A 22,381-nucleotide genomic window follows, 5' to 3' on the forward strand; every position below is an offset into this window, starting at 1 on the left:
TCAATATTTGAATTATTTATTAAGCCCAATTTTCTTTAAAGCAACACTATTTAAATATATTTCGTCAAAATGAGTAAGCGATTCAACGTCCTTAAATGTTTGTGACATAAAATCGTTTTTGGTAAAAGATAATTCGATCGATTCATCATATGACGCTACAATTCTCACCACAGAATATCCGTTATAAGCAATTTTGAATCCTGTAAAAAGACATTTGTTTTCTGCTTTTTGATAGGATTTGTATTCTTCAAGATATTCATTTTCAGTGATTTTATCTGTTCTCTTATGATTGTGGGGAAGAGATTTCCATGAAGAGTAATTTTTCGGTTCTTTCAAAATATTTCCCATTGAGTCTACCGGAATAAACATTCCCAACGTTAAATGCTTTTTCAACAGATTGGCATAATTGTTCATCAAACTTAATGTCTGAAGATCGGCATATCCTTCATTCGAGTAGTATTCAATAACAAAATCTGTCATCGGAATCAATTTGTGAGAAGCATTGGTCGGCATATTGGTGTTTCTTGACGTAAATTAGATATGAGGTTTTAAAAAGCAACGAAGATAAATAAATTGTTAAAAAGGATGAAACTATTTTTGGCTTCTTTATTATTTATAATGAAAATTAACAAATTCAACGGATGTTAAGATAATCGGTTTAAAGTTAAAAAGGTAGTTATAAAAGGCAAGAAAACTGAGGAAAACCTTACTCTGGATTTTTGATATCAGGAACTTATTTATATAAAATTGTAGGAAAAAATACTAACTTTACAGGGAAAATTGTTAAAAAGTAATAATGGATATTTCCCCATTTCAATACATTATAAGTAATAAAAAAATTGATTTCCCTATTAATCATGGGGAAATCTTTTTTCATCATAATCTAAATATTGTTATTCATTCCTCAAACCGCGAAAATCTTATACTTCATCATGATATCATTTTTTTTGGAGAGTGTTTTGATTACGAAAACGCTTCTTTTACAAATAAAGATATTATTGAAAAGCTTGAAGGTTTAAGTTTAGAGGAAAAAATTGAAAAGGTTAATAAATTAACAGGATTTTTCATTTTTCTTTTTTTCGAAAATAATAATATGTATGTTTTCAATGACGCATCAGGTCAATTGGAAACTTATATTTCTCATTTTGACGATCAATTATATATAAGCGCGCAACCCAATTTTATCAATGATCTTTCCGGGAACAATCAATATCACGAAGATGTACCTCAATATATTATTGATAAAAAAATAAACATTTTTCATAAAACACCTTTTAAATATATCAGTAAGCTGATTTCTAATTTTTATTATGATGTAGCTAATAAAAAGTATATCCGCTTTTATCCGGTAAGCTCTTTACCTTTAATAAATAATCATACTGTTGCAGAAAAAGCCCTTCATATTCTTGAAAACTCCATTAAAAGCATGAGTTTAAGAAGAAGGATCAGTGTTGCAGTGACTGCTGGTTGGGATTCAAGGATTCTATTTGCTGCTTCTGTTAAAAATGTAAAAAATATTGATTATTTTGTTCTAAATCATAATACTGAAGACGGCAGACAAGATGTAAAAATAGCACAACAGATTACGGATCATTTTTCAAAAGAATTGAAAGTGATAGATTACAATCTGTCATCAGTAAATGGTATCGACAATAATAAAAGCACGGTGTGGAAAGATGATGAAAAAGCGCGAAAAATGTCCGGACTTATGAATCTTCACTTTCCCGATCAGTATTTGATTAATGGAAATATCAGCGAGGTTGCCCGTAATTTTTATGATCCATTGCCGAAAAATATTTCAGTAAGTAACATTTGTTACATTTTGGGAATCAAGGATGGATCTTATGAGAAAAATGCCGTCAATGAATGGTTGAAGACAACCAATAATCACATTCATTTATTAGATTCTATTTATTGGGAGCACAAAATGCCAAATTGGGCAGGAAGCTCCAAATCGATTTCCAATATGTACAATATCGTCATTTCGCCCTTTAATAATCGATATTTGTTGAATTTATTACTTTCTACCAAAAGAAAAGATCGTGATAAATATTTTCATAAAATATATGAGAATATCCTAAAAATCGTTGATGAAAACCTGGCAAAAATCCCTCTAAATCCAACGAAAAAGCATGCGCAAATTTCAAGGATGAAAAAACTGCATATCTATCCGATTTACAGGTATTTCTTTTTTAAACTGAGAAAACTGAAGTTTTAAGGAGTTAATTCTTTGTTTAAATTTTATTCAATAATTTTTTTATGACCTTTTTCTTAATTTTCTAAAGTAAAATAAACTTTGTTTATTCTTGTTTTTAACATTAATATTTTCAGTTAATTAAGCTGAATGTAATTAAGAAATCAATAGATTGCTTTTTATTAAGTTTTTTAAGATAAATTGTCTTAATTTCTTAATGTTAAAAATAGATTTAAAATTTAAACAGACTCTTAGTATATTGCGAACAAATAATTACTTGTAAATGTCCAATTTTGAAGTTTTTTACGACTACATTCAAAAATTGTCCGGAGAAATTCTTTCTGAGGATGAAAAATTTATAATTGAAGCTCATATGAAACCCAGGAAGTTCAGGAAAAAACAATATTTTCTGCAAGAAGGCGATGTGTGTAAGTATACAGGATTTATTGTAAAAGGGTCTGCCAAAACTTTTTCTGTGGATGAAGAAGGAAATGAAAATATCCTGAAATTAAGTATCGAGAATTGGTGGCTTGCTGATTTTGAAAGTTTTTATCAGTTAACTCCCAGTCACTACAATATAGAAGCAATGGAGGATCTTGAAGTTTTGCAGGTGACAAATGCGCAGGTTGAAGAGTTTTTTAAACCTATCCCAGCTTTTTCAGTGATGATGGAAGTTATTAAGCAAAATAATGCGATTGCAAATCAAAAAAGGGTTCAAGCCGCAATCAGTTATACAGCTGAAGAACGGTATGCAGATTTTGTCAGCAATTATCCACACTTTCTAATGCGTTTTCCGCAAAACGTAATTGCTTCTTATCTGGGGTTGTCTCCTGAAACCTTGAGTAGATTGAGAAAAAAGATAAATTCAAAATAAAATTTTAATCTTAGAGCCTGTTTAAATTTTATATTACAAATTTGGAGTCCTGTTTGAAAATATGTTTTTATCTTTTTTTGAAAGTGAAAGTTTTTACATTGAAAGACTTAAGATCTTTTCAAACGGAATTCGTTATTCTTTTTAACGCAAAGATTCTATTTACATTACGCATTATTTTAGAAGGCAAAGGCAAATAAAATTTGCTTCGCGAAGCATGAAAACAGCACTTCATCAAATCAACTTGTTGATTCATCTTTGCTCACTTTATACTAAATACTGTTGAATAAATCTTTGCGTTAAAAAATCAGCAGTAAATTTTAAAATGTTTGAATCAAATTTAAATAGACTCTTAATTTCTTCTCTGTTTTTACTTTAATAAATCCCATTTATACCTTCTTTAAAATAATTCTCATTCATTTCAAAGCTTTGAATTGACTTTTGTCAAGTGTATTTAATGATACAGGTCAAGACTACATTTCTTCTGAGGAAATACCTTTGTACAACAATTCAGAACATAATATCTGAATTTTAAAATGTACAATTATGAGCAAATTAAAAAACAAAGTGGCAGTTATCACAGGCGGTAACAGCGGTATAGGTCTTGGTATTGCAGAAGCATTAAAAAATGAAGGTGCTGTAGGTGCAATTGTCGGGAGAAATCAGGAAACTTTAGACAGTGCTTTGACACTTCTTGGAGATAATTTTATTGCGATAAATGCCGATGTAACCAAGGTTGAAGACTTGGAAAGAATATTTAAGACAACATCTGAAAAATTTGGCAATATTGATATTCTTGTCGCCAATGCAGGTGCCGGAACAATAGGAACTGTGGCAAATACCACTGAAGCAGATTATGATAAATTAATGAATTTAAACCTAAAAGCTGTTTATTTCACGGTTCAAAAAGCTTTACCTTATATGAATGATGGAGGTTCTGTTATTCTTATCGGGTCAAATGCAGCACATCGCGCTTATGCTTCTTTCACGCTTTATGGTGCTGCAAAATCTGCTGTCATTTATCTGGCAAAAGGATTTTCCAGTGACCTTTTAGACAGAAAAATCAGAGCTAATGTCATCATACCGGGTACAACGGATACTCCCGCATTTGATAAGTTTATTCCTGCCGAGCAAATAGATGCAGTAAAGCAACAGTTCGCGGAAGTAGTACCAGCTGGGAGAATTGGGAGGCCATCTGATATTGGGAAAGTTGCCGTTTTTCTGGCTTCCGAAGATTCTTCATTTATGCTTGGTGCTGAACTACTTGTTGATGGAGGTATGACTTATTTGGCAAAATAATCTATAGTCATTCGCACAAGAAGATGATTGAGTCTTAATAATCCCGCAAAATAGTATTTCAGATCTCAAATAATGCTAAATAACGATAAAGTTGTTTGGCATTATTTATTGTCTAAGAAAAATCAATTTGAACTATTGAAAATTATTGAGTAATATTTATAAAAATAAAAACCTCCAAAATCATTGATTTCGGAGGTTTTAGTACCCAGTACCAGAATCGAACTGGTACATCTTTCGATACTAGAGTTTGAGTCTAGCGCGTCTACCAATTCCGCCAACTGGGCTTGATGTTTGTTTTAAATTGGTGTGCAAATATATAAACTTTTCTTAATACTCAAAAGCTTTTTGAAGAATTTTTTTTAAAAATTTATCTCCAAACCATCGTAGGCAAGGTGCATTCCGGGCGGAAGTTGTTTATCTTCAATATCATGCAATCCTAAATGATGACTGATATGAGTTAAAAATAATTTTTTAGGTTTTAGCTCTTCAAACAGTTTAATAACATCGGGAAGAATAAAATGCGCAGGATGTGGATCAAACTTCCTAATACAGTTTAAAACTAACACATCCAAATCCTTCAATTTTTCCTTTTCAGTGTCTGAAATAAAACCTGCATCGGTAATGTAAGCAAGATTTTTAAACTTATATCCAAAAACAGAAATTTTAAAATGAATCACTTCAACCGGAGTGATTTCTGTATCTAAAACCGTGAAAGGTTGGTTTTCAATTTCATGTAAATCAAAAGCGGGTGCTCCAGGATATCTTACATCGGCAAAAGCATACGGAAAACGATTTTTCACCTCATTTCCTACTCTTTGGGAACAATAAAGGGGCATATTTTTCCCACTTTTGAAAATCAAAGGTCGCATGTCATCAAGACCGATTACATGATCATTATGTTCGTGGGTAAGCAGAGCGATATCAACTGTATTTTCTTGGTTTACAAGCATTTGTTGCCTGAAATCAGGTCCGCAATCGATAAGGATTTTCCTGTTTTCATCCGTCGTTATCATCACAGAAGATCGCAATCGACTGTCTTTGGGATTTTTTGAAGTACACACTTCGCAAGTGCAGCCAATAACGGGTACACCTTGAGAAGTTCCCGTTCCTAAAAATTTCAACTTCATTTTCTTTTGAGGTTGGTTTAATTTTGGTAAATTTACGAAAAATTTAATGTCCTAATGTATCAGAAACTAACTCCTAAACAAAAAGCATTAACCATTAATCTAGATCCTTCTATTTATGGTACTTTCGCAGAAATTGGAGCAGGGCAGGAAACTGTTCGACACTTTTTTAGAGCAGGAGGGGCTTCGGGTACAATCGCTAAGGCAATGTCGGCTTACGACAAAGATTTTAGTGATGCGATCTACGGAAAAGAAGTAAAAAACAGATACGTTACCCAAAACAGACTTCGAAAAATGCTTCGTTATGAAGTTGCCCTTATCGAAGAAAGAATTTCCAGAGAAAACAACCCAAACAGAAAGTTTTTTTCTTACGCAAATACGGTAACTACAATTAATTTTGATAAAACTGTAAGAGGTCACGGTTGGGTAGGAATTCGTTTTCAGGTAAAAGAAAATGAAGATTACAACGAAATTGTAATTCACGTAAAATTCAAAGAAAATGATGCTACTTTACAGCAGGAAACTTTAGGGAATCTTGGGGTAAATCTTATTTTCGGAGCGTTCCATTATTACGATAATCCGAGAAATCTAGTTGAATCCCTTTACGATGATGTGGCAAAAGACAATCTTGAGATTGATATGATCGATTTCAGTGGTCCTGCATTTGAATATGTAGACAACAGATTGATGTCTTTACAATTAGTAAAACACGGGATGACAGATGCTGTGATTTTCAATTCTGAAGGGAACAACATGCTTCCTGCAGATATTTTGTACAAGAAAAATATTTTCGCAGTAAGAGGAAGTTTCAGACCTGTAACGAAAGTGAATATCGACATGCTGAAAAACGGGATGGATATGTTCATGAAAGATGCCATCTGTACTCAGGAAGAAACGGAAGTTTTGATCGAAATTACCATCTCCAATCTTCGTGCAGACGGAGATATTGATGAAAGGGATTTCCTTGACAGGGTGGATGTTCTTGCGAAATTGGGATATACCGTTATCGTTTCAAATTACTCAGAATATTATCGTTTGATTGATTATTTTGCGTCCTACACAACCGGAGAAATCGGTGTTGCGATGGGTGTAAATAACCTGTTGATGGTATTTGACGAGAAGTATTATAAAGATCTTTCGGGAGGAATTTTGGAAGCATTCGGAAAATTCTTCAGAAACGGAATGAGAGTGTATCTGTATCCTTACAAAGATCCTGAAACTTACGAGTTGCTGAATTCTGATACTTTAAAAGTGGAAGAAAACTTAAAAGAACTTTATAAATATTTCAAACATAACGAGCGTATTGTAGACATTACGAACTACAATCCTGAGTTTTTGGAAATTTATTCAAGAGATATTTTGAAAAAAATAGGCTGCAATATCAAAGGTTGGGAAAATCAGCTTCCGGAAGGTGTTGCCGAAATGATTAAAGAACGTGGAATGTTTGGCTACAAAGGAGAACTTTCCCTAAAACAATTCTCTTAAAACAATATATAATGTCAGAATTAAAGAAAAGACTTTCATCGATTCTTGAAAGTCCTAAACATAATACAGAGGAAAAACTTGAAAAAGTTTGTCACCTTTTGGATCAGGAAATATCTTATTTCAACTGGACGGGTTTCTATTTTAAAAATGGAGATAAAGACGAGCTGAAAGTAGGACCTTACGTTGGAGCGCCGACAGATCATGAAATTATCCCTTACGGAAAAGGAATTTGTGGTCAGGTTGCGGTTTCCAATGAAACGTATATGGTTCCGGATGTTCATCAGGAAAGCAATTATTTAAGCTGTTCAATCGATACAAAAGCCGAAATTGTAGTTCCGATCTTCAAAGAGGGGAAAAATATTGGTCAGATTGATATTGATTCTCATACGGTTGATCCTTTTACAACCGAAGACAGAGAATTACTGGAATGGCTTTGTAATGAGGTTTCAAAGATTTTATAATTAAAAATTTCTAACCACAAAAGTCGCAAGGTAAGTATCGTTTATTAAGAGTGTCATTATTGAAGAACAAAATTTCAGATTTTCTTCTTCATTATTTTTGAGGCTTTTGTGGTTTTAAAATAAGACTCCGGCTCGAAGAGCCGGAGTCTTTTTGTTTGCATTATATCTTCATTATAAATTCAATCATCTGTGGAAATCTGCCAAATCTGTGGGAGATAAAATAATACACTTTTTTGTATTTAAATAAAATCAAATTTCAATCGATTCCACCTCAGAAATCAACTCCTTAAAATAATTCTCACACTTCGCAATATGCGTTCCGTACCAGGAAAACGCTTCACCATCTACGATCATCATTTTTTTATCAGGATAAAACTCCTTTAATTCTTCGATATGTTTTTCTTTAAAAGGAAAAGGCTCAGAAGAAAGCATGATAATATCGGCTTCAGCCAGATCTTCTGTTTGAATTTCAGGATAGCGGGTTTTATCTTTAAAAATATTTTCAAAACCGATTTCTCCAAGAATTTTATGGATAAAAGTGTCGGAACCTATCGTCATATAAGGATTTTTCCAGATTAGGTAAGCGACTTTTATTGGAGATTTAATTTTAGCTTCATTTAAAATTTCATAAATTTTAAGATTGAAATGCTGCGCGCGCTCTTCTTTATGAAAGATTTGACCTAAATTTTTAAGTAAATAATAATTGTCTTCAATATTTTCAACATTCGTGACAATCACTTTAAAATCTTCCATCAAAGCTTCCACCTGTTCTTTGATGTTTTCTTCTTTATTGGCAAGAATTAGATCTGGTTGTAGTGCTTTAATTTTATCAATATTAATATTTTTTGTTCCGCCGATAATGGCAACATTTTTTACTTTTTCTTCAGGATGAATGCAGAATTTTGTGCGTCCGACAATTTCATTTTCCGTTAAACCCAAATCAAATAAAGCCTCAGTAATAGAGGGGACAAGAGAAACAACTTTCATTATAATATTTTAGATGTTGGCTAAAATTACAAAAGTTTACCCGTTAAGAAAATTCCTGCTACAGAAAAATAAATAATAAGTCCGGTTACATCGACTAAAGTGGCTACAAATGGAGCAGAAGAAGTCGCAGGGTCGAGTTTTAATTTTTTAAGAATAAATGGAACCATCGATCCCGAAAGTGTTCCCCAAAGTACGATCATTACTAAAGAAACTCCGACGCTTAGTCCTACAAAAGCCCAGTGAACGCCGTAATCGAAGAATCCTGCTTTATGCCATATCATAATTCTCAGAAAGCCAATAATTCCCAGAATTCCTCCTAGGAAAAGTCCTGTGAAAATCTCCTTTTTCATGACGTACCACCAATCTTTCAGACCGATTTCCTGAAGCGCCATCGCTCGGATAATCAATGTTGCAGCCTGTGAACCGGAATTTCCTCCACTGGAAATAATCAATGGAACAAATAAAGCCAAAACTACTGCTTTCTGAATTTCATCTTCAAAAAATCCCATTGCAGAAGCTGTTAACATTTCCGAGAAGAAAAGGATAATCAGCCACATTCCTCTTTTTTTCACCATTTCGATGAAAGAGGTTTGGGTATAAGGAAGGTCTAGAGCTTCAAGACCCCCAAATTTCTGGATGTCTTCGGTATTTTGCTGTTCAATTTGATCAAGGATATCGTCAATCGTTACAATTCCTACCAAAACTCCGGCTTCTGTAATGATCGGAAGCGCCGCTCTGTCGTATTTTTCGAAATACTGTACAGCATCTTCTTTTGAAGTGGTGGTGGTAATGGCAACGAAATGATTATCAGTGAGATCAGAGATCAAAGTGTCTTCTTCAACCAGTAATAAACTTCCTAGGGCAATATCATCAATCAGTCGGTTTCTTTCGTCTACCACGTATAGGTAATTCATGGTTTCCACCTTGCTTCCGACTTTTTTAATCTGTTGAAGACATCTTTTTACGGTCCATTCTTTACGAATCTGGATGTAATAAGGAGTCATCAATCGGGCAATAGAATCAGAATTGTAGCCCAACAATTTTAGAGCAATTCTTCTTTCCTGTGGATTAAGATGATTGATGGAATATTTAATAAGCTCATCAGGAAAGTCCTCAAACAGGGCAGTTCTGTCATCGGGAGTAATCGCATTTAGAATCTCAGAAACTTCGTCGCTTCCGATACTTCTGATGGTTTCTTCCTGAAAATCGGGATCAAGATGAGAAAAAACATCTGCTTTATATTCTTTCGGAACTTTCAAAAATGCCAAAAGCCTCTCGTCAGCGTGAAGTTCGCTAAGAGTTTCGGCAATATCGGCAGCATTGAAAATAAATTCGTCCTTAGAATTCAAAACGTCATTTTTTTGGATACGCAAAAATAGCCCAAATTTTTAAAACAGACCAACGAACTGAGAAATTTAAGGATTTATTAAAGATTATGAAGATTTTAAAATAAAAGACACTCACAAGAATCTGCGAGTGCCGAAGAATTTCAATTGAGATAGTTGAATGAATTGTTATCAACTAAATTAATAAAAATATTTTATATTATTCACTATTTAATGATTTTAAATTAATGAATTTCAATGAAATGCATAATATTTTGAAAATAAGGGTAGAAAATTGATTGCTTCAATAATGAATTTAAGGTGTATTGATGAGGGATGCCAATATTTAACAAATTCTAATTGTCAAACTTTGAACTTAAAAATAATTTGATTATTCAATTAAAATCCTGCTTCCGTTGATGGTTTAAGTTTTCTTAATTGTTTCAGAATTACTTTTATTGCGCCGTTTGTCCCTATTTTTACAGAGTTTGTGGTAGAACCCAACAGTCGCATATTTTTTCTATAAGTGTCGTAATCTGTTTCTGTCAGGAGGTTTCCTTCGGCATCAAAAAGTTTCATGCTTACAATCACCTGATTAGAAAAAACATATTTCCCGATTCCTACTTTGAAGTATTTTACTTTCGGAACGATGGCAAAATCGGCATCATTATTATCACAATAGTCTGCAATTGTTTTTTTATCAATGCTGTCGAAGGAGATTTGAGTCTCCGTTTTAAGCATTCTGTTTTTTCTTTCGCTTAAATTATCAGAAACCGCACTGAAGAAAGCGGTATTCGTAGGTTCCTTAATTTCCTCAATATCAGGATCTACTTCAGGATTGAAGTATAAGACCTTTTTTATTTTATCGCCGGTATTTTTCTGTGCTTTTAAAGAAGAAATACCTACGAAAAGCAGGGCTGTAAAGGTTGTAAATGTTATAAATTTTCTCATCACTATTTCGAATGCAAAATTACTGCCTTTTAATGGGATAGCATAATTTTTTTAAGAAATATTTAACATTTTTTTCTATCCTTTTTGATAAATGAAATCGATAATGTTTGCAGAATCAAAAATAAGTCGTAATTTTGCAGCCGTTACATAATAATCATTAAACAATATTGGAATGTACTTAACAACAGAAAAAAAGCAGGAAATTTTCTCTAAACACGGGAAATCTGCAACAGACACAGGAAGTGCTGAAGGACAAGTAGCTCTTTTCACTTTCAGAATCAATCACTTATCTCAGCATTTAAAGGCTAACCGTCACGATTTTAACACAGAGAGATCTTTGGTAAAATTGGTAGGTAAGAGAAAAAGTTTACTAGATTACCTTAAAAATAAAGATATCGCAAGATATAGAGCAATTATTGCTGAACTAGGTTTAAGAAAATAATCTACAAAGATTTAAAAGATAAAAAGCAATCTCGCAAGAGGTTGCTTTTTTTTATGATCTGAATCATATTATTTAAAAAGATTACTTTTGTCGACCGTTTGTTTATAACTAATTTTTTTGGATGAAACACTTCTATCTTTTATTCTTTTGTACCTTTTTTCTTGTTCCTGCTCAAAAAAAAGACAGTGTTACTTCTGATCTCGCATTTTCGCTTCAGGGGCAATATGGGAAACTGATTCCTACCAATATTTATATAAAAGGTTTGGAATCCAGATATTTTGCAGGATTCTCTTTTGAAGTCACGAAGCAAACCGACGGGGATAAAATGTGGCAGCAAAAATTTGGAAACCCAAGTTACGGAGCAGGAGTCTATATGCCAGATTTTTTAGAAAATAAAGAATTCGGACATCCTGTGGTAGTGTATGGAGTTTTTCGCGGGGCAATCAAAAAATGGAAAAAAGTAGAATGGCAATACGAATGGGGAGGAGGTTTTGCATTCAACTGGAAACCTTTCAGTGTTGCTGACAATTATTTGAATCCGTCTTTAGGATCATCTACCAGTATTTATATTAATGTAGGAACGCGGCTTCAGTATCAGATCGGGAAACATTTTGATCTGGCTTTGGGTGCAAACTTCAATCATTTTTCTAATGGAGCACTTAAAATGCCAAACAAAGGATTAAATGTCTTTTCTCCAAAACTTTCTTTAACCTACAATCTTGATGAAAGAAATCCTGCAAAAACAGATTCTGTACATAGCCGTTATGATAAATACGGAACTTGGGAAATTGCCGCTTTTGGAGGCGTGAAAAATGTAATGTATAAAGGATACGATGTAGATCTTGCAAAAAGATATGAAGGTTTTTATTTTCCTGCGTATGGCGTGGAAACAGTCTATCATCGACAGATCAGCTTTAAATCTGCTTTTGGTTTGGGAATCGGCATTCATTATGATGGAGAATACAATTATAGCATTCATGCCGAAAATGGTGAACTATATAAGAAGAAAAATTTTAAGAATGAGAAATTACTGCTTAATATTTTCCCTTCTTACCGTTTAATGATCGGTGATTTTTCAGTGAATGTGCAACCGGGATTCTATTTATTTAAACAAAAAAATGAAAGTGATATTCCTTGGTTTCTATCAAAGACTTGGTTTCCAGTATCAGTTGAGCAAAAAACTTTTTGTAAGTGTAGGAATAAGAGCCTATGATTTTCATGTGGCAGACTTTATCGAATGGAAATTGGGCTATGCAATTGGTCGCAAAAAAATTAATTGATTATTAATGAAAACACAAATTGACAAGCATTTCAGTGGTGATTTTGGTTCTTAAGAATGCTTTATCCAAATAATTACATTAAATTTGCAACGAAATTTTAGACGAAATATAATTATTAAAGCATTCAATACGGAGTGCAACACAAAACAATTTATGAGTATACCTCAAGCAATTACAGAGCTGATTACTCTTGCAGACGGCAGAGAAATCACAATTGAAACAGGAAAATTAGCGAAACAAGCTGACGGATCTGTGGTCGTAAAAATGGGCGGAACAATGCTTTTAGCAACTGTTGTCGCAAGTAAAGAAGCAAAAGATGGTGTAGATTTCTTACCATTAACAGTAGATTACAGAGAAAAATTCTACGCAGGAGGTAAAATTCCCGGAAACTTTTTCAGAAGAGAAGCGAGACCATCGGATCAGGAGATCTTAACGATGCGTTTGGTAGACAGAGTTTTGAGACCATTATTCCCTGAAGATTTCCATGCGGAAGTTCAGGTAATGATTGCATTAATTTCTTATGACGGAGAGTCGATTCCTGATGATTTAGCAGGTCTTGCAGCATCTGCAGCAATTGCTATTACCGATATTCCTTTCAACGGACCAATGTCTGAAGTAAGAGTAGTAAGAATCAACGGAGAACTTTCTGTAAACCCTAAATTTGAAGATCTTAAAATTGCTGACCTAGATATTATGGTAGGAGCAACTAAAGATTCTATCGTAATGGTAGAAGGGGAGATGAAGGAAATTTCTGAAGCAGAAATGTTGGAAGCTATCCAATTCGCTCACGTTGAAATTAAAAAACAAGTTGAAGCTCAGGAAAGATTAGCTGAAAAAGTAGGAAAATCATTCCCAAAAAGAGAATACAGCCACGAAAATCACGACGAAGCCATTCGTGAGAAAGTGTGGAAAGAAACTTACGATAAAGTATATGAAGTAGCGAAAACGCCTTCAGGAAAAGAAGAAAGAGGAGAAAAATTCAAAGCTGTTTTGGCAGAATTTTTAGCTCAATATGTAGAAGATGCTGAAGAATTAGAAAGAGTAACGCCTTTCGCTAAAGTATATTACCACGATGTGGAAAAAGAAGCGATGCGTCAGATGATTTTGAATGATAAAATCCGTCTTGATGGTCGTGATCCTGAAACAATTCGCCCAATCTGGAGCGAAATTGATTATTTACCGGGAGCTCACGGTTCTGCTATTTTCACAAGAGGTGAAACGCAATCTTTAACGGCTGTAACTTTAGGTTCAGTAAAAGATGCGAACATGGTAGACAGCGTAATGGTAAATTACGACGAAAGATTCTTCTTACATTATAACTTCCCTCCGTTCTCTACGGGTGAAGCAAGACCTTTAAGAGGGACTTCAAGAAGAGAAGTAGGACATGGAAACTTGGCTCAAAGAGCTTTAGCAAATATGATTCCTGAAGAAAATCCTTACACCATCCGTATCGTTTCTGATATTTTAGAATCAAACGGTTCGTCTTCTATGGCGACAGTTTGTGCAGGAACTTTGGCATTGATGGATGCAGGTATCCAGATTACAAAACCGGTTTCCGGAATTGCAATGGGATTGGTAACTGACGTAAAATCTGGGAAATTCACGGTACTTTCTGATATCTTAGGAGACGAAGATCACTTAGGTGATATGGACTTTAAAGTAACAGGAACTGCAGACGGAATTACAGCTTGTCAGATGGATATCAAAATTCAGGGATTATCTATGGATATTATGGAGAAAGCGCTTCTACAAGCTAGAAACGGAAGACTTCATATCCTTGATAAATTGAATGAAACGATTTCTGCTCCAAGAGAAGATGTGAAACCTCACGCTCCGAAAATGGTAATGATGGAGATCTCTAAAGATTTCATCGGTGCTGTAATCGGACCTGGTGGAAAAATCATTCAGCAGATGCAGAAAGATACTGATACCGTTATCGCAATCGAAGAAGTTGGAGAAATCGGAAGAATCGAAATTTCTGGTGTTAGCAGAGATAAAATCAACGATGCGATCGCAAGAATCAACGAGATTACTTTTGTACCGACTATAGGTGAAATTTACAAAGGGAAAGTAGTGAAAGTAATGGATTTTGGTGCATTCGTAGCTATTGCGAAAGGTACTGAAGGTCTTCTTCACATCTCTGAAATCGAATGGGCTCGTTTAGACAAAGTTCCTTACAACGAAGGGGATGAAGTGGAAGTGAAGTTCATGGGTTACGATGACCGTAAGAAAATGAAACTTTCAAGAAAAGTTTTGTTGCCAAGGCCAGAAAGACCAGCACAAAAACCAAGAGAAGAAGGACAAGGAAGACCAGAAGGACAAAACAGACCTGCAAGACCGGAAGGAAACAGAAGACCTGAAGGTGAAAGACCTGCAGGAGATCAAAACCCTTCATCAGAAGCTTAAGATTATTATAATCAATTATATAAAAACCACCGAATTTCGGTGGTTTTTTTGTTATAGTGAAAATCCTTCGAGAACCTCAGGATGACATCGCTACTACTAATAAGATAAATGATAAAAGAATAGAATCTACAGAAGGAAGAATATAACTTATACATGTAAGAATATCATTTTACAACGCAAAAATATAACTCAACATCGGTAAAATATAAGTTTACATCGTGCCAATATGAAATGATGTTGCAAAAAAATAAAGCTACATCGCAAGAATGTAACTTTACATTGAAAGAATATTAGATGTTCTTATTCTAATATCATTTCAGGGTGCACAAATATTATTTTCGGGTAGTAAACCCGATGGCTGAAACGGTTGTATATTCGGGAGAAGTAGCACCGTAAAGACTTTTCACATATTTTTTTGCGTTTTGAGCGATGGTGTAGAGTCCGGTTCCTTCTGTATATAATATCTTGTCCCTTTCCATGAGCTTGATGTTGAGTTCTGCTTCGGTTTGGTCTACAGTCTGGGTAGCGCTTACTAATGAATCTTTATAGGTATTGAGATTGGCTAATTTCAATTCATCTTCATCGGGCGCGTATGCCGAAACGGTTGTCAATAATTGGATAAGAATACCAAAATTATCGGTTTGCTGTGTGAAAGACTGTCGTGAAGTAGAAACGGTTTTTGGCGTTTCCTTACCTTCTTCAGGTGTTGCGGCAGGTTTCTTTTTTCCGCCCTGAATGGTACGGTTTAAAGATTTTGCCTGATCTAATGTCCCTTGCAGCAATCCCAAAATTTCTAAGCGATTGATAATACGGGTGCAGGTTGCTTTCAGGTTTTCGAAAGCGGTTTGACGCAAAGCGATGGCATTTTTGTTCGCATTTCGTTTATCTTCGACCTCAGTTAATTTGGCGGTAGCTGTATTATAAAGCGTCTGAAGATTTGCCACGGCAAGCTCCGGAACCGGCGGATTGTAAAGGGTGTAAACGGAAATCTGCTGTACGAGTTTTTGTAGGTTAGCCACATTTTTGGCGTGTCCTACTTCGGATGTTGATGACATAAGCATTTGTGTTTTTTAATTGTTTATTCAAATTTAGAAATTATTTTGAATTGAAGTGGTTTTTTGGTGAAATATTTTGAGGATGAGGGGATTATGTTGAGTTTTGGAACGAGAAAACCCTAGCGGGAGGCTAGGGTTTTGTTTGATAATTAAAATATGGAAATCTCAATACTTATTTTCATTAAATTATCTAAGAATATCTAGAAAATCATTATGTTTATTTAGATTTGTGTCGGAATTTTCAAACTCTTGACTTGATTTACGTTTATGTTTTTCTAATGTTTTATAAAAACCTATAAAATTTCTATAGTGGCTTTTATATGATTCGTTTAAATCTTCTTCATTTCTAATTATAAAAAAACCATTTTTATTTGATCCAATTTTTATAGAATCTTTTAAAGGTTTTACTATCCAATATCTAATGTTACTATCAGATAAATCTGTTTTTAAAATACCTAAATCTCTAAACTGTTTAAATATTTCATTAATCTTAATAGGCTTTCTACTATCATAGTTGTTTTCATCTAAAAGATTTAAAAATAATGTTCTTAAAGCATATATATCTTTTATATAGGATTGCGCATAATCTTTTCTATGTCCTTTTCCTAAAACACCTATAGTAGCATATCTTGACAATTCGCTCTCTTTTCTTTTATTTTTTAAAAGATGATCATATTCGTCTCTGTTATCTGTAAAAGAATACAATAAATTATTCTCAATGAAAATTTTATCGGTAAAATTCCAAGGATTTATTGATAATTTGTCTGAGTAATGTCGATTATCAATAAAATTGCTTATAGTAAAATCCATAGTTTCTAAAAGGACTTGATCATTTTTATCGAAGAAAGTATCTAATTTATTTATTACTTGCCTATATAGATTTTGTTCAATTACCCTATCGTTCTCTTTTTCTTCCTCTGTTCTGATTATAGGGTTATTTTCGTATATAATACTTATACATTCCCAATAAAGTCTTTTACTAAATTTAAAATCTTGAGCTTTCAAAATTTCTGATTCGGTATTTTCCAAAGCTATATCTAAAACTGAAATAATATGATTGTTTATATCATTTTTATATGACAATTTATTATAGCTATCCGTTAATGTAATCTCATTAAATTCTTGCAGTTTTGTCATTTTATAGTTTCTTAATAATTAATCTTTCGTTAGGTACTGTTATTTTATTTAGCCCTGTACTGTAAAAATTGTAGGTCTGGTTAATTTCGTGATCAGTGCTTAAAACTTCGTAACTCTCTAATTGAAATTGATATTTTGAAAAATAATCATCTATTTCATTTTTAATAAAATTATCAAATGCATCTTTTTTACACCAAGGATTGTTAGAATGTCCTATTACGTGTAATAAACCATTTTCACCAAGAAGATCGCCTGCTCTGTCAAAGAATTTTTTTGCATCTCCTAACTTTTTAAATCCATATTCAAAAGGATTGCATAAAATGATATTATCAAATTTTCTTTCAAAAGTACTATCATAAAAATTACATACATTATCTAAAAAATGATAATCAACAATATCATCATTATATTCTCTAAAATATGATAACATTTGAGGATATGATAAGTCTGTTAAATAACAACATGGATACTCTCTTTTTCCGAAATCATTTCTTCCAGCACCAAACTCAATATTTAATACGTTAAGATCGTGAGGGAAATTTTCGTGATGTTGAATAGGATTTCCGAATTTGTCTAGTATCGGCATAAATTAAAATATTTTAGCAAATCTAAATAATTATTTATTAAATTAGATAACAAATACTTACAAATTGGATGTAACAAAATTAAAAAATGAATTAGTTATAAAAAATAATATTTTAAAAGATTCAGAAAGTATTATGTATTACCTAAGTCATAATGTTATTTGGGATAACTCGATGATTTCTAGAAAAACAGCAAGTTTTGGAATCCCTTATAACTATTCTGGTATTAATTACGAACAAATAAAAATACCTAATTCATTTAATGAATTAATTAAAATAGTCGAATTATTGAGTGGATTCAAACCAAATAATTGCCTAGTAAATTTTTATCATAATAATGAATCAAAAATGGGGTTTCATTCAGATCAAATTGATATTTTAGAGAAAGATACAAGTATTATAATTTTCTCTTTTGGTTCTCCCCGAGTTTTAAGATTCAAAAATAAGACTAATAAGGATTTAACATACGACATCTTACTAGAAAATAATAGTTTTTTCAGTATGTCGCAAAATATACAATCAGAATGGTTACATTCTATTTTACCAGATGATTTAAAAAGTATTAATATAAGATACAGTATTACTTTTAGAAAAATTCTAGTTTAGAAACTTTTATTAGTTTGAACTTTTTATATCTGATGAAAAAGCAAAAAATCGTAATCCCCCTGTCAAACAATGTCTCTTTACTTTGAGCAAACTATAATTCATCATAATTATTGTATTTCTAAAATTCATTCTTTTTTGTTACATCAATTATGGGATTATCGGCCAATTCAACTTTTAATAATACTTTGCTATTCAAATAATTGTCTTTTGAGGAGTATATATATGTTATCCTTTTTACAAAATATTTGTTCTTATTGAGTTAAGATGTATGTAGTTTATCCCACATAAAACGTAAGCTATATATTTTTCCGCATGATCTCCATATTACAAAAACTGATAGTTTTATTTCTGCTATGGCTTTCTATTATTTTTTAATAAATCAAGCATCAATTCTTTTCTGATTTCAGGCTATGTTTGTATAGCTTCTAAAATTTTTTTACGCGTAAATTTTTTAAAATCTCTTATCAAATATGATAGTTCACCTTTTTTCGATTGCACTATTTCAAAAGCTTTTTTATTTCCTCTTCAAATCTTTTGTTGACTTCTTCAAAAGTCATTGTTTTAAATTGGGAAAAATCACCAAATTCGTTATCAAAATCTTTCATAAGTTGTATTTTAGTAATTAATTTTATATTTAAATATTCCTAAAAACAAATCTAAATCTTGACTGCGCCAAAACTTGACGTCTTATATTTATTTATAAAAGATTAAAAAAATGAAACTCAAATAAAGATTGCCTAGTTCCTCGCAATGACAAAGTACATTATCGGGTTAATTCTTATACAAACTAATCCTTCAATTTTAAAGAACTTTTTATCAAATGTAAACTCAAAAATTATTTATCTTTAAAACAAAAACTTATGAAAAAACTATTGATACTTTCTGTGATCAGTTTCGCTACTTATTCATTTGCTCAGACGGTAAATGATGTTCCTCTCAGAGATATTGATGTAGATTATGTTCAGATTATCGGAACAGGAAGATCGCTGAGTACAAAAGTAAATGTGGAGATTGATTTCGGACAGGAAACAAAATCTATTTCTTTCAAAAACGGGACAAATATTAAAGACGAAAAAGGCAGAAATATGAAGTTTAATTCGATGATGGATGCGCTGAATTTTATGTCTGCGAATGGATTTTCCTTTCAATTTGCGTATACGATGAATGATGAAAAAGATCAAGCGATTTATTATATTTTGAAGAAGAATAAATAATATCAGACAAAAATAAAAACCACCGAAAATATCGGTGGTTTTATCGTTTAGTTTTACTATAAAATTATCCGTTTCCAATTCTCTGCTTCAAATCATCTGCACCGCCTGTTTTTCTTGGCTGTCCGGATTTTCCTGAACCGAAATTATAGGTATAAGAAAGGGTAATTACTCGTGTATCTCTTTCTACGACGAAGTTTTCTACATAACTGTTGAAAGTTGTACGCGCTTTCGGGTTGCTTGTAAAAAAGATGTCATTAAAAGCCAGTTTCAAACTGCTTGTATTTTTGAATTTCTTCTGAGCACCGATGTTCAGATACCAATTGGGCTGCACATCCATATAAGCATAGATTTCTCTTGCCTGATAATTTCCTGTAAGTTCAGCCGTGAAACCGTTTCCTAGCTTGAAAGAATTAATGCTGTTCAGAGAAAATGTGAAATTTCCTTTGTTGTTAATTTGCGTTCCTGAAACATTTCCGGTGTAAGATCCGTAGTAAAAATTGGCGCTGTTGTTCATATCCCACCATTTTGTCATTTTAAAAGGAGCGATAAGATTTAGCCCGAAATAAGAAGCAGAGCTCAAATTTTCATTCGTCTGAACGGTGATATTATTTCCGCCTTCAATCACAGGTTTTATCACGTCTGTAATGTTGTTTGATGTTTTAGAATAGCTCAAAGTCGCAAAATATTTGTTGCCTAAACTATAAGTCAGCTCATAATTCATCGTGGTTTGCGGATTCAGTTCCGGGTTTCCTGCTTTGTAGGTTGTCGGATCAAGATAAAATTTGAAAGGATTCAGTTGATTATAGCTCGGTCTTGTAATTCTTCTGCTGAAATTGATTTCCAGATTGCTTTTATCCGTCACATCATAAGAAAATACGGCACTTGGAAACAATTGGGTGTAATTCTTTTTATTGATCTGATTGGTGGTCATCTGAGTTCCCGTAACGTTCGTATTTTCAACCCTCAACCCAAAATTGGTGCTGAATTTTTTCCATTTTTTAGAAACATTTCCATACGCGGCATTGATGTTTTCTTCGTATATAAAATGATTGGTTTTATCTTTATCAATTTCCGGAGTTCCAGAACTGGCGTCGAAAAATTGTAAATCATTATCTGCTTTTACGAAGCTTGTTTTCACTCCGGCTTCCAGTTTCCAATTATTTTTAAAAGCTTTCGTAAGATCAGATTTTAAGGAGTAAATATTGAGATTTCCACCAATATCGCCTTTCAGAATATCCAATTGATCGAGGTTTCCTGCAATATTGTAATTTCTTGTTTCAAAATTTTGCAAAGAAGTATTTGAATAATTGATGTAGTCAAAATCGGTGGTCAGTTCAGAACCTAAAGAGTCGATTGTATATTTATGATTTACATTAAATGAAGCGTTTTTCCAATGATCTCTGGAACGGTTTTGTGTGGTGAAAGTTCCTGTCGGAAGATAATCTGAACCCAAAATGGTACTCGAATTGTCACCTTTCGGATCAAATCTGTTGCTGATAAAACCTACGGAAAATCCCAATACATTTTTATCGTTCATGTAATAATCCATTCCGACTTTGGCGATGTGGTTGCGGAAATTCATTTTAAGGAAATTGTCTTGGATATAAGCTTTTTCGAAGGTATTATTTGCATCATAAAAATTTCTGTCGAGCATCAGATGATTGAAAAATTCTCTGTAAGCAAAGCTGTAATTCGCAAAAACATTGATGTTTTTATTTCGATGATTGATGCTGAAACTATTATTGTTTTTAACAAATCTTCCTGTTCCCAAAGCGGTGGAAATACTTCCGTTGGTGCCTTTCCGTTGGTCTTTTTTAAGTTTAATATTAATAATAGAAGTTCCTGCAGCATCATATTTTGAAGAAGGATTGGTAATAAATTCTATTTTATCCAGACTTGCAGACGGAATGCCGCGAAGATAATTCGCAAGATCGGTTTCCGCTCATCGGTGTGTTTTTTCCGTCTATCTGCACGAGAAGATTTCCTTTTCCGCGAAGACTGATATTGTCGTTATTGTCAATTTTCACTCCGGGAGCTTTTTCCAGGACTTCAAACGCCGAATTTCCGGTACTTGCAATGCTGTTTTCGACGTTCAGGATCATTTTGCCGTCCTGTCTTTCGATATACGGTTTTGCTTTTGTAATGGTTACTCCTTCAATCACTTTTTCGTTCAATGAAATCGACGGAAGGGTAGTGTTTTCGGTTAATGCAATGTTTTCAGATTTATAAGTTTCTGCTCCGTTTTTATTGATTTTTAATGAATAATTTCCGGAAGTAAGATCGCTAAAATTGAAATTTCCTTTAGAATCCGTAATCTCGGTTTTCACTAATTTGTTCTCAGCATTGAATAAATTAATTTCCATCTGATTTACTTTCTCAGCATCTACTTTCCCCGAAAGAGAAAATTGCTGTGTGTTTTGGGCTTTCAAAAGACCTAGAATTGAAATAACCAAAGCCAAAATGAATAAAAATATCCTTTCCATTGCGTTTATTTTTTAAGGTTAAGACAGTTTTTTGATATTTTAAGTAATGCGGAATTCATGATTTCCAGTTCTTCTTTTGAGACGTCTTTCAGAGCGGTTTTTCTGTTGTCTTCCACAAGAGTCTGTACTTTATGAATGGTTTCTTTTCCGGTTTCCGTGACTTCAAGATTGGTTTTTCTGCGGTCTTCGGGATTGGTATTTCTAATGATATATTCAGATTTTACCAACAAATCTATTATTCTCGTGACAGAAGCATTGTCTTTAAAAACAAGATCGCCGATTTCGTTTTGTGTAATTCCGGGATTTTCTAAAATAGCTTTAATAATGAGCCATTGATCAATCGTGATCGTAAAATCATTCGCTTTTAATTGTCTTTGCGCGTAGTTTCTGTAAGATCTTATCGCCTTATCGATGTTGTAAAATATGATTGAGTCTAACTTTTCCATAGTATTAAGTTTTTATTGATTTAAATATGAC

21 protein-coding genes, 1 tRNA gene and 1 pseudogene are annotated in these 22,381 nt (G+C 33.0%); 11 read left to right on the top strand and 12 right to left on the bottom strand.

Going from position 1 to position 22,381, the window contains the following annotated elements; genetic code table 11:
• Positions 1-12: 12 nt before the first annotated feature.
• Positions 13-513, bottom strand: a complete 501-nt coding sequence (locus J3D55_RS08150) for a hypothetical protein (protein WP_259130245.1) — start codon at positions 511-513, stop codon at positions 13-15.
• 283 nt (positions 514-796) lie between these two features.
• Between J3D55_RS08150 and J3D55_RS08155 the strand changes: the two genes are divergently transcribed.
• From J3D55_RS08155 to J3D55_RS08165, 3 genes are all read left to right on the top strand, one after another.
• A complete protein-coding gene (locus J3D55_RS08155; protein WP_259130246.1) occupies positions 797-2,218 on the top strand; it encodes a hypothetical protein in 1,422 nt (473 codons plus the stop codon).
• 259 nt (positions 2,219-2,477) lie between these two features.
• Entirely contained in the window at positions 2,478-3,068 is a 591-nt protein-coding gene (locus J3D55_RS08160; protein WP_259130248.1) for a Crp/Fnr family transcriptional regulator, read from the top strand.
• A 543-nt stretch (positions 3,069-3,611) separates the two neighbouring features.
• Positions 3,612-4,364, top strand: coding sequence for an SDR family NAD(P)-dependent oxidoreductase (locus J3D55_RS08165; RefSeq protein ID WP_259130250.1), 753 nt, complete (start codon positions 3,612-3,614; stop codon positions 4,362-4,364).
• Between the two features lie 202 nt (positions 4,365-4,566).
• Here the strand turns inward: J3D55_RS08165 and J3D55_RS08170 are convergent.
• Together J3D55_RS08170 and J3D55_RS08175 are read right to left on the bottom strand one after the other, a co-directional pair.
• A tRNA-Leu gene (locus J3D55_RS08170) sits at positions 4,567-4,648 on the bottom strand.
• Between the two features lie 75 nt (positions 4,649-4,723).
• A complete protein-coding gene (locus tag J3D55_RS08175) occupies positions 4,724-5,491 on the bottom strand; it encodes an MBL fold metallo-hydrolase (RefSeq protein WP_259130252.1) in 768 nt (255 codons plus the stop codon).
• A gap of 54 nt (positions 5,492-5,545) precedes the next feature.
• Here J3D55_RS08175 and J3D55_RS08180 point away from each other — a divergent pair, with 54 nt between their 5' ends.
• Together J3D55_RS08180 and J3D55_RS08185 are read left to right on the top strand one after the other, a co-directional pair.
• Positions 5,546-6,973 carry a TonB-dependent receptor gene (locus J3D55_RS08180; protein WP_259130253.1) on the top strand — a complete coding sequence of 476 codons (1,428 nt, stop codon included), beginning with the start codon at positions 5,546-5,548 and terminating at the stop codon, positions 6,971-6,973.
• A gap of 11 nt (positions 6,974-6,984) precedes the next feature.
• Positions 6,985-7,434 carry an XrtF-associated fRMsr-like GAF protein gene (locus tag J3D55_RS08185; protein ID WP_259130254.1) on the top strand — a complete coding sequence of 150 codons (450 nt, stop codon included), beginning with the start codon at positions 6,985-6,987 and terminating at the stop codon, positions 7,432-7,434.
• A gap of 249 nt (positions 7,435-7,683) precedes the next feature.
• Here the strand turns inward: J3D55_RS08185 and J3D55_RS08190 are convergent, their stop codons facing one another.
• The 3 genes from J3D55_RS08190 to J3D55_RS08200 all read right to left on the bottom strand — a co-directional run bounded on the left by J3D55_RS08190 (position 7,684) and on the right by J3D55_RS08200 (position 10,697).
• The gene (locus tag J3D55_RS08190; RefSeq protein WP_259130257.1) at positions 7,684-8,421 is read right to left on the bottom strand and encodes an ABC transporter substrate-binding protein; all 738 of its coding nucleotides are present in this window, start codon (positions 8,419-8,421) and stop codon (positions 7,684-7,686) included.
• Between the two features lie 26 nt (positions 8,422-8,447).
• Positions 8,448-9,770 (bottom strand): magnesium transporter, encoded by a 1,323-nt coding sequence (mgtE, locus tag J3D55_RS08195; protein ID WP_259130258.1) that lies wholly within the window; start codon positions 9,768-9,770, stop codon positions 8,448-8,450.
• A 375-nt stretch (positions 9,771-10,145) separates the two neighbouring features.
• Complete coding sequence (locus J3D55_RS08200) at positions 10,146-10,697, bottom strand: pyruvate decarboxylase (protein ID WP_259130260.1); 552 nt, start codon at positions 10,695-10,697, stop codon at positions 10,146-10,148.
• A 172-nt stretch (positions 10,698-10,869) separates the two neighbouring features.
• On the opposite strand from J3D55_RS08200, the gene rpsO reads away from it, so the two are divergent.
• The 4 genes and pseudogenes from rpsO (at position 10,870) to J3D55_RS08215 (ending at position 14,825) form a co-directional block, all read left to right on the top strand.
• Entirely contained in the window at positions 10,870-11,139 is a 270-nt protein-coding gene (gene rpsO, locus J3D55_RS08205; RefSeq protein WP_073334059.1) for a 30S ribosomal protein S15, read from the top strand.
• A gap of 121 nt (positions 11,140-11,260) precedes the next feature.
• Positions 11,261-12,226, top strand: a pseudogene (locus tag J3D55_RS08210) (acyloxyacyl hydrolase); the annotation flags it as partial.
• 31 nt (positions 12,227-12,257) lie between these two features.
• The gene (locus J3D55_RS22700; protein ID WP_510185681.1) at positions 12,258-12,419 is read left to right on the top strand and encodes a hypothetical protein; all 162 of its coding nucleotides are present in this window, start codon (positions 12,258-12,260) and stop codon (positions 12,417-12,419) included.
• A gap of 153 nt (positions 12,420-12,572) precedes the next feature.
• On the top strand, positions 12,573-14,825 hold the full coding sequence (locus J3D55_RS08215) for a polyribonucleotide nucleotidyltransferase (RefSeq protein ID WP_259130268.1): 2,253 nt from the start codon (positions 12,573-12,575) through the stop codon (positions 14,823-14,825).
• A gap of 332 nt (positions 14,826-15,157) precedes the next feature.
• On the opposite strand, the gene J3D55_RS08220 is transcribed toward J3D55_RS08215, so the two are convergent.
• The 3 genes from J3D55_RS08220 to J3D55_RS08230 form a co-directional block, all read right to left on the bottom strand.
• Positions 15,158-15,880, bottom strand: a complete 723-nt coding sequence (locus J3D55_RS08220; RefSeq protein ID WP_259130269.1) for a hypothetical protein — start codon at positions 15,878-15,880, stop codon at positions 15,158-15,160.
• 186 nt (positions 15,881-16,066) lie between these two features.
• Positions 16,067-17,017 carry a hypothetical protein gene (locus tag J3D55_RS08225; RefSeq protein ID WP_259130270.1) on the bottom strand — a complete coding sequence of 317 codons (951 nt, stop codon included), beginning with the start codon at positions 17,015-17,017 and terminating at the stop codon, positions 16,067-16,069.
• 1 nt (position 17,018) lies between these two features.
• The gene (locus tag J3D55_RS08230; protein ID WP_259130272.1) at positions 17,019-17,603 is read right to left on the bottom strand and encodes a class I SAM-dependent methyltransferase; all 585 of its coding nucleotides are present in this window, start codon (positions 17,601-17,603) and stop codon (positions 17,019-17,021) included.
• 64 nt (positions 17,604-17,667) lie between these two features.
• Here J3D55_RS08230 and J3D55_RS08235 point away from each other — a divergent pair, with 64 nt between their 5' ends.
• Positions 17,668-18,207, top strand: coding sequence for an alpha-ketoglutarate-dependent dioxygenase AlkB (locus J3D55_RS08235; RefSeq protein WP_259130274.1), 540 nt, complete (start codon positions 17,668-17,670; stop codon positions 18,205-18,207).
• An 860-nt stretch (positions 18,208-19,067) separates the two neighbouring features.
• Positions 19,068-19,421, top strand: coding sequence for a hypothetical protein (locus J3D55_RS08240; protein ID WP_259130275.1), 354 nt, complete (start codon positions 19,068-19,070; stop codon positions 19,419-19,421).
• A 64-nt stretch (positions 19,422-19,485) separates the two neighbouring features.
• On the opposite strand, the gene J3D55_RS08245 is transcribed toward J3D55_RS08240, so the two are convergent.
• From J3D55_RS08245 to J3D55_RS08255, 3 genes are all read right to left on the bottom strand, one after another.
• Positions 19,486-21,192, bottom strand: a complete 1,707-nt coding sequence (locus J3D55_RS08245) for an outer membrane beta-barrel family protein (RefSeq protein WP_259130277.1) — start codon at positions 21,190-21,192, stop codon at positions 19,486-19,488.
• Between the two features lie 115 nt (positions 21,193-21,307).
• Positions 21,308-21,904: a carboxypeptidase-like regulatory domain-containing protein gene (locus J3D55_RS08250; RefSeq protein WP_259130279.1), complete on the bottom strand. Its 597-nt coding sequence runs from the start codon at positions 21,902-21,904 to the stop codon at positions 21,308-21,310.
• 5 nt (positions 21,905-21,909) lie between these two features.
• Complete coding sequence (locus J3D55_RS08255; protein ID WP_259130282.1) at positions 21,910-22,350, bottom strand: MarR family winged helix-turn-helix transcriptional regulator; 441 nt, start codon at positions 22,348-22,350, stop codon at positions 21,910-21,912.
• Positions 22,351-22,381: the final 31 nt, after the last annotated feature.

Origin of the sequence: Chryseobacterium ginsenosidimutans (assembly GCF_024807225.1) — a bacterium.
In the GTDB taxonomy this organism is placed as follows: domain Bacteria; phylum Bacteroidota; class Bacteroidia; order Flavobacteriales; family Weeksellaceae; genus Chryseobacterium; species Chryseobacterium ginsenosidimutans.

What these genes read in the sequence shown, in the direction of transcription:
- J3D55_RS08150 (WP_259130245.1), bottom strand. Translation starts at nt 513, where the DNA reads ATGCCGACCAATGCTTCTCACAAATTGATTCCGATGACAGATTTTGTT.
- J3D55_RS08155 (WP_259130246.1), top strand. Translation starts at nt 797, where the DNA reads ATGGATATTTCCCCATTTCAATACATTATAAGTAATAAAAAAATTGAT.
- J3D55_RS08160 (WP_259130248.1), top strand. Translation starts at nt 2,478, where the DNA reads ATGTCCAATTTTGAAGTTTTTTACGACTACATTCAAAAATTGTCCGGA.
- J3D55_RS08165 (WP_259130250.1), top strand. Translation starts at nt 3,612, where the DNA reads ATGAGCAAATTAAAAAACAAAGTGGCAGTTATCACAGGCGGTAACAGC.
- J3D55_RS08175 (WP_259130252.1), bottom strand. Translation starts at nt 5,491, where the DNA reads ATGAAGTTGAAATTTTTAGGAACGGGAACTTCTCAAGGTGTACCCGTT.
- J3D55_RS08180 (WP_259130253.1), top strand. Translation starts at nt 5,546, where the DNA reads ATGTATCAGAAACTAACTCCTAAACAAAAAGCATTAACCATTAATCTA.
- J3D55_RS08185 (WP_259130254.1), top strand. Translation starts at nt 6,985, where the DNA reads ATGTCAGAATTAAAGAAAAGACTTTCATCGATTCTTGAAAGTCCTAAA.
- J3D55_RS08190 (WP_259130257.1), bottom strand. Translation starts at nt 8,421, where the DNA reads ATGAAAGTTGTTTCTCTTGTCCCCTCTATTACTGAGGCTTTATTTGAT.
- J3D55_RS08200 (WP_259130260.1), bottom strand. Translation starts at nt 10,697, where the DNA reads ATGAGAAAATTTATAACATTTACAACCTTTACAGCCCTGCTTTTCGTA.
- rpsO (WP_073334059.1), top strand. Translation starts at nt 10,870, where the DNA reads ATGTACTTAACAACAGAAAAAAAGCAGGAAATTTTCTCTAAACACGGG.
- J3D55_RS22700 (WP_510185681.1), top strand. Translation starts at nt 12,258, where the DNA reads ATGAAAGTGATATTCCTTGGTTTCTATCAAAGACTTGGTTTCCAGTAT.
- J3D55_RS08215 (WP_259130268.1), top strand. Translation starts at nt 12,573, where the DNA reads ATGAGTATACCTCAAGCAATTACAGAGCTGATTACTCTTGCAGACGGC.
- J3D55_RS08220 (WP_259130269.1), bottom strand. Translation starts at nt 15,880, where the DNA reads ATGTCATCAACATCCGAAGTAGGACACGCCAAAAATGTGGCTAACCTA.
- J3D55_RS08225 (WP_259130270.1), bottom strand. Translation starts at nt 17,017, where the DNA reads ATGACAAAACTGCAAGAATTTAATGAGATTACATTAACGGATAGCTAT.
- J3D55_RS08230 (WP_259130272.1), bottom strand. Translation starts at nt 17,603, where the DNA reads ATGCCGATACTAGACAAATTCGGAAATCCTATTCAACATCACGAAAAT.
- J3D55_RS08240 (WP_259130275.1), top strand. Translation starts at nt 19,068, where the DNA reads ATGAAAAAACTATTGATACTTTCTGTGATCAGTTTCGCTACTTATTCA.
- J3D55_RS08250 (WP_259130279.1), bottom strand. Translation starts at nt 21,904, where the DNA reads ATGGAAAGGATATTTTTATTCATTTTGGCTTTGGTTATTTCAATTCTA.
- J3D55_RS08255 (WP_259130282.1), bottom strand. Translation starts at nt 22,350, where the DNA reads ATGGAAAAGTTAGACTCAATCATATTTTACAACATCGATAAGGCGATA.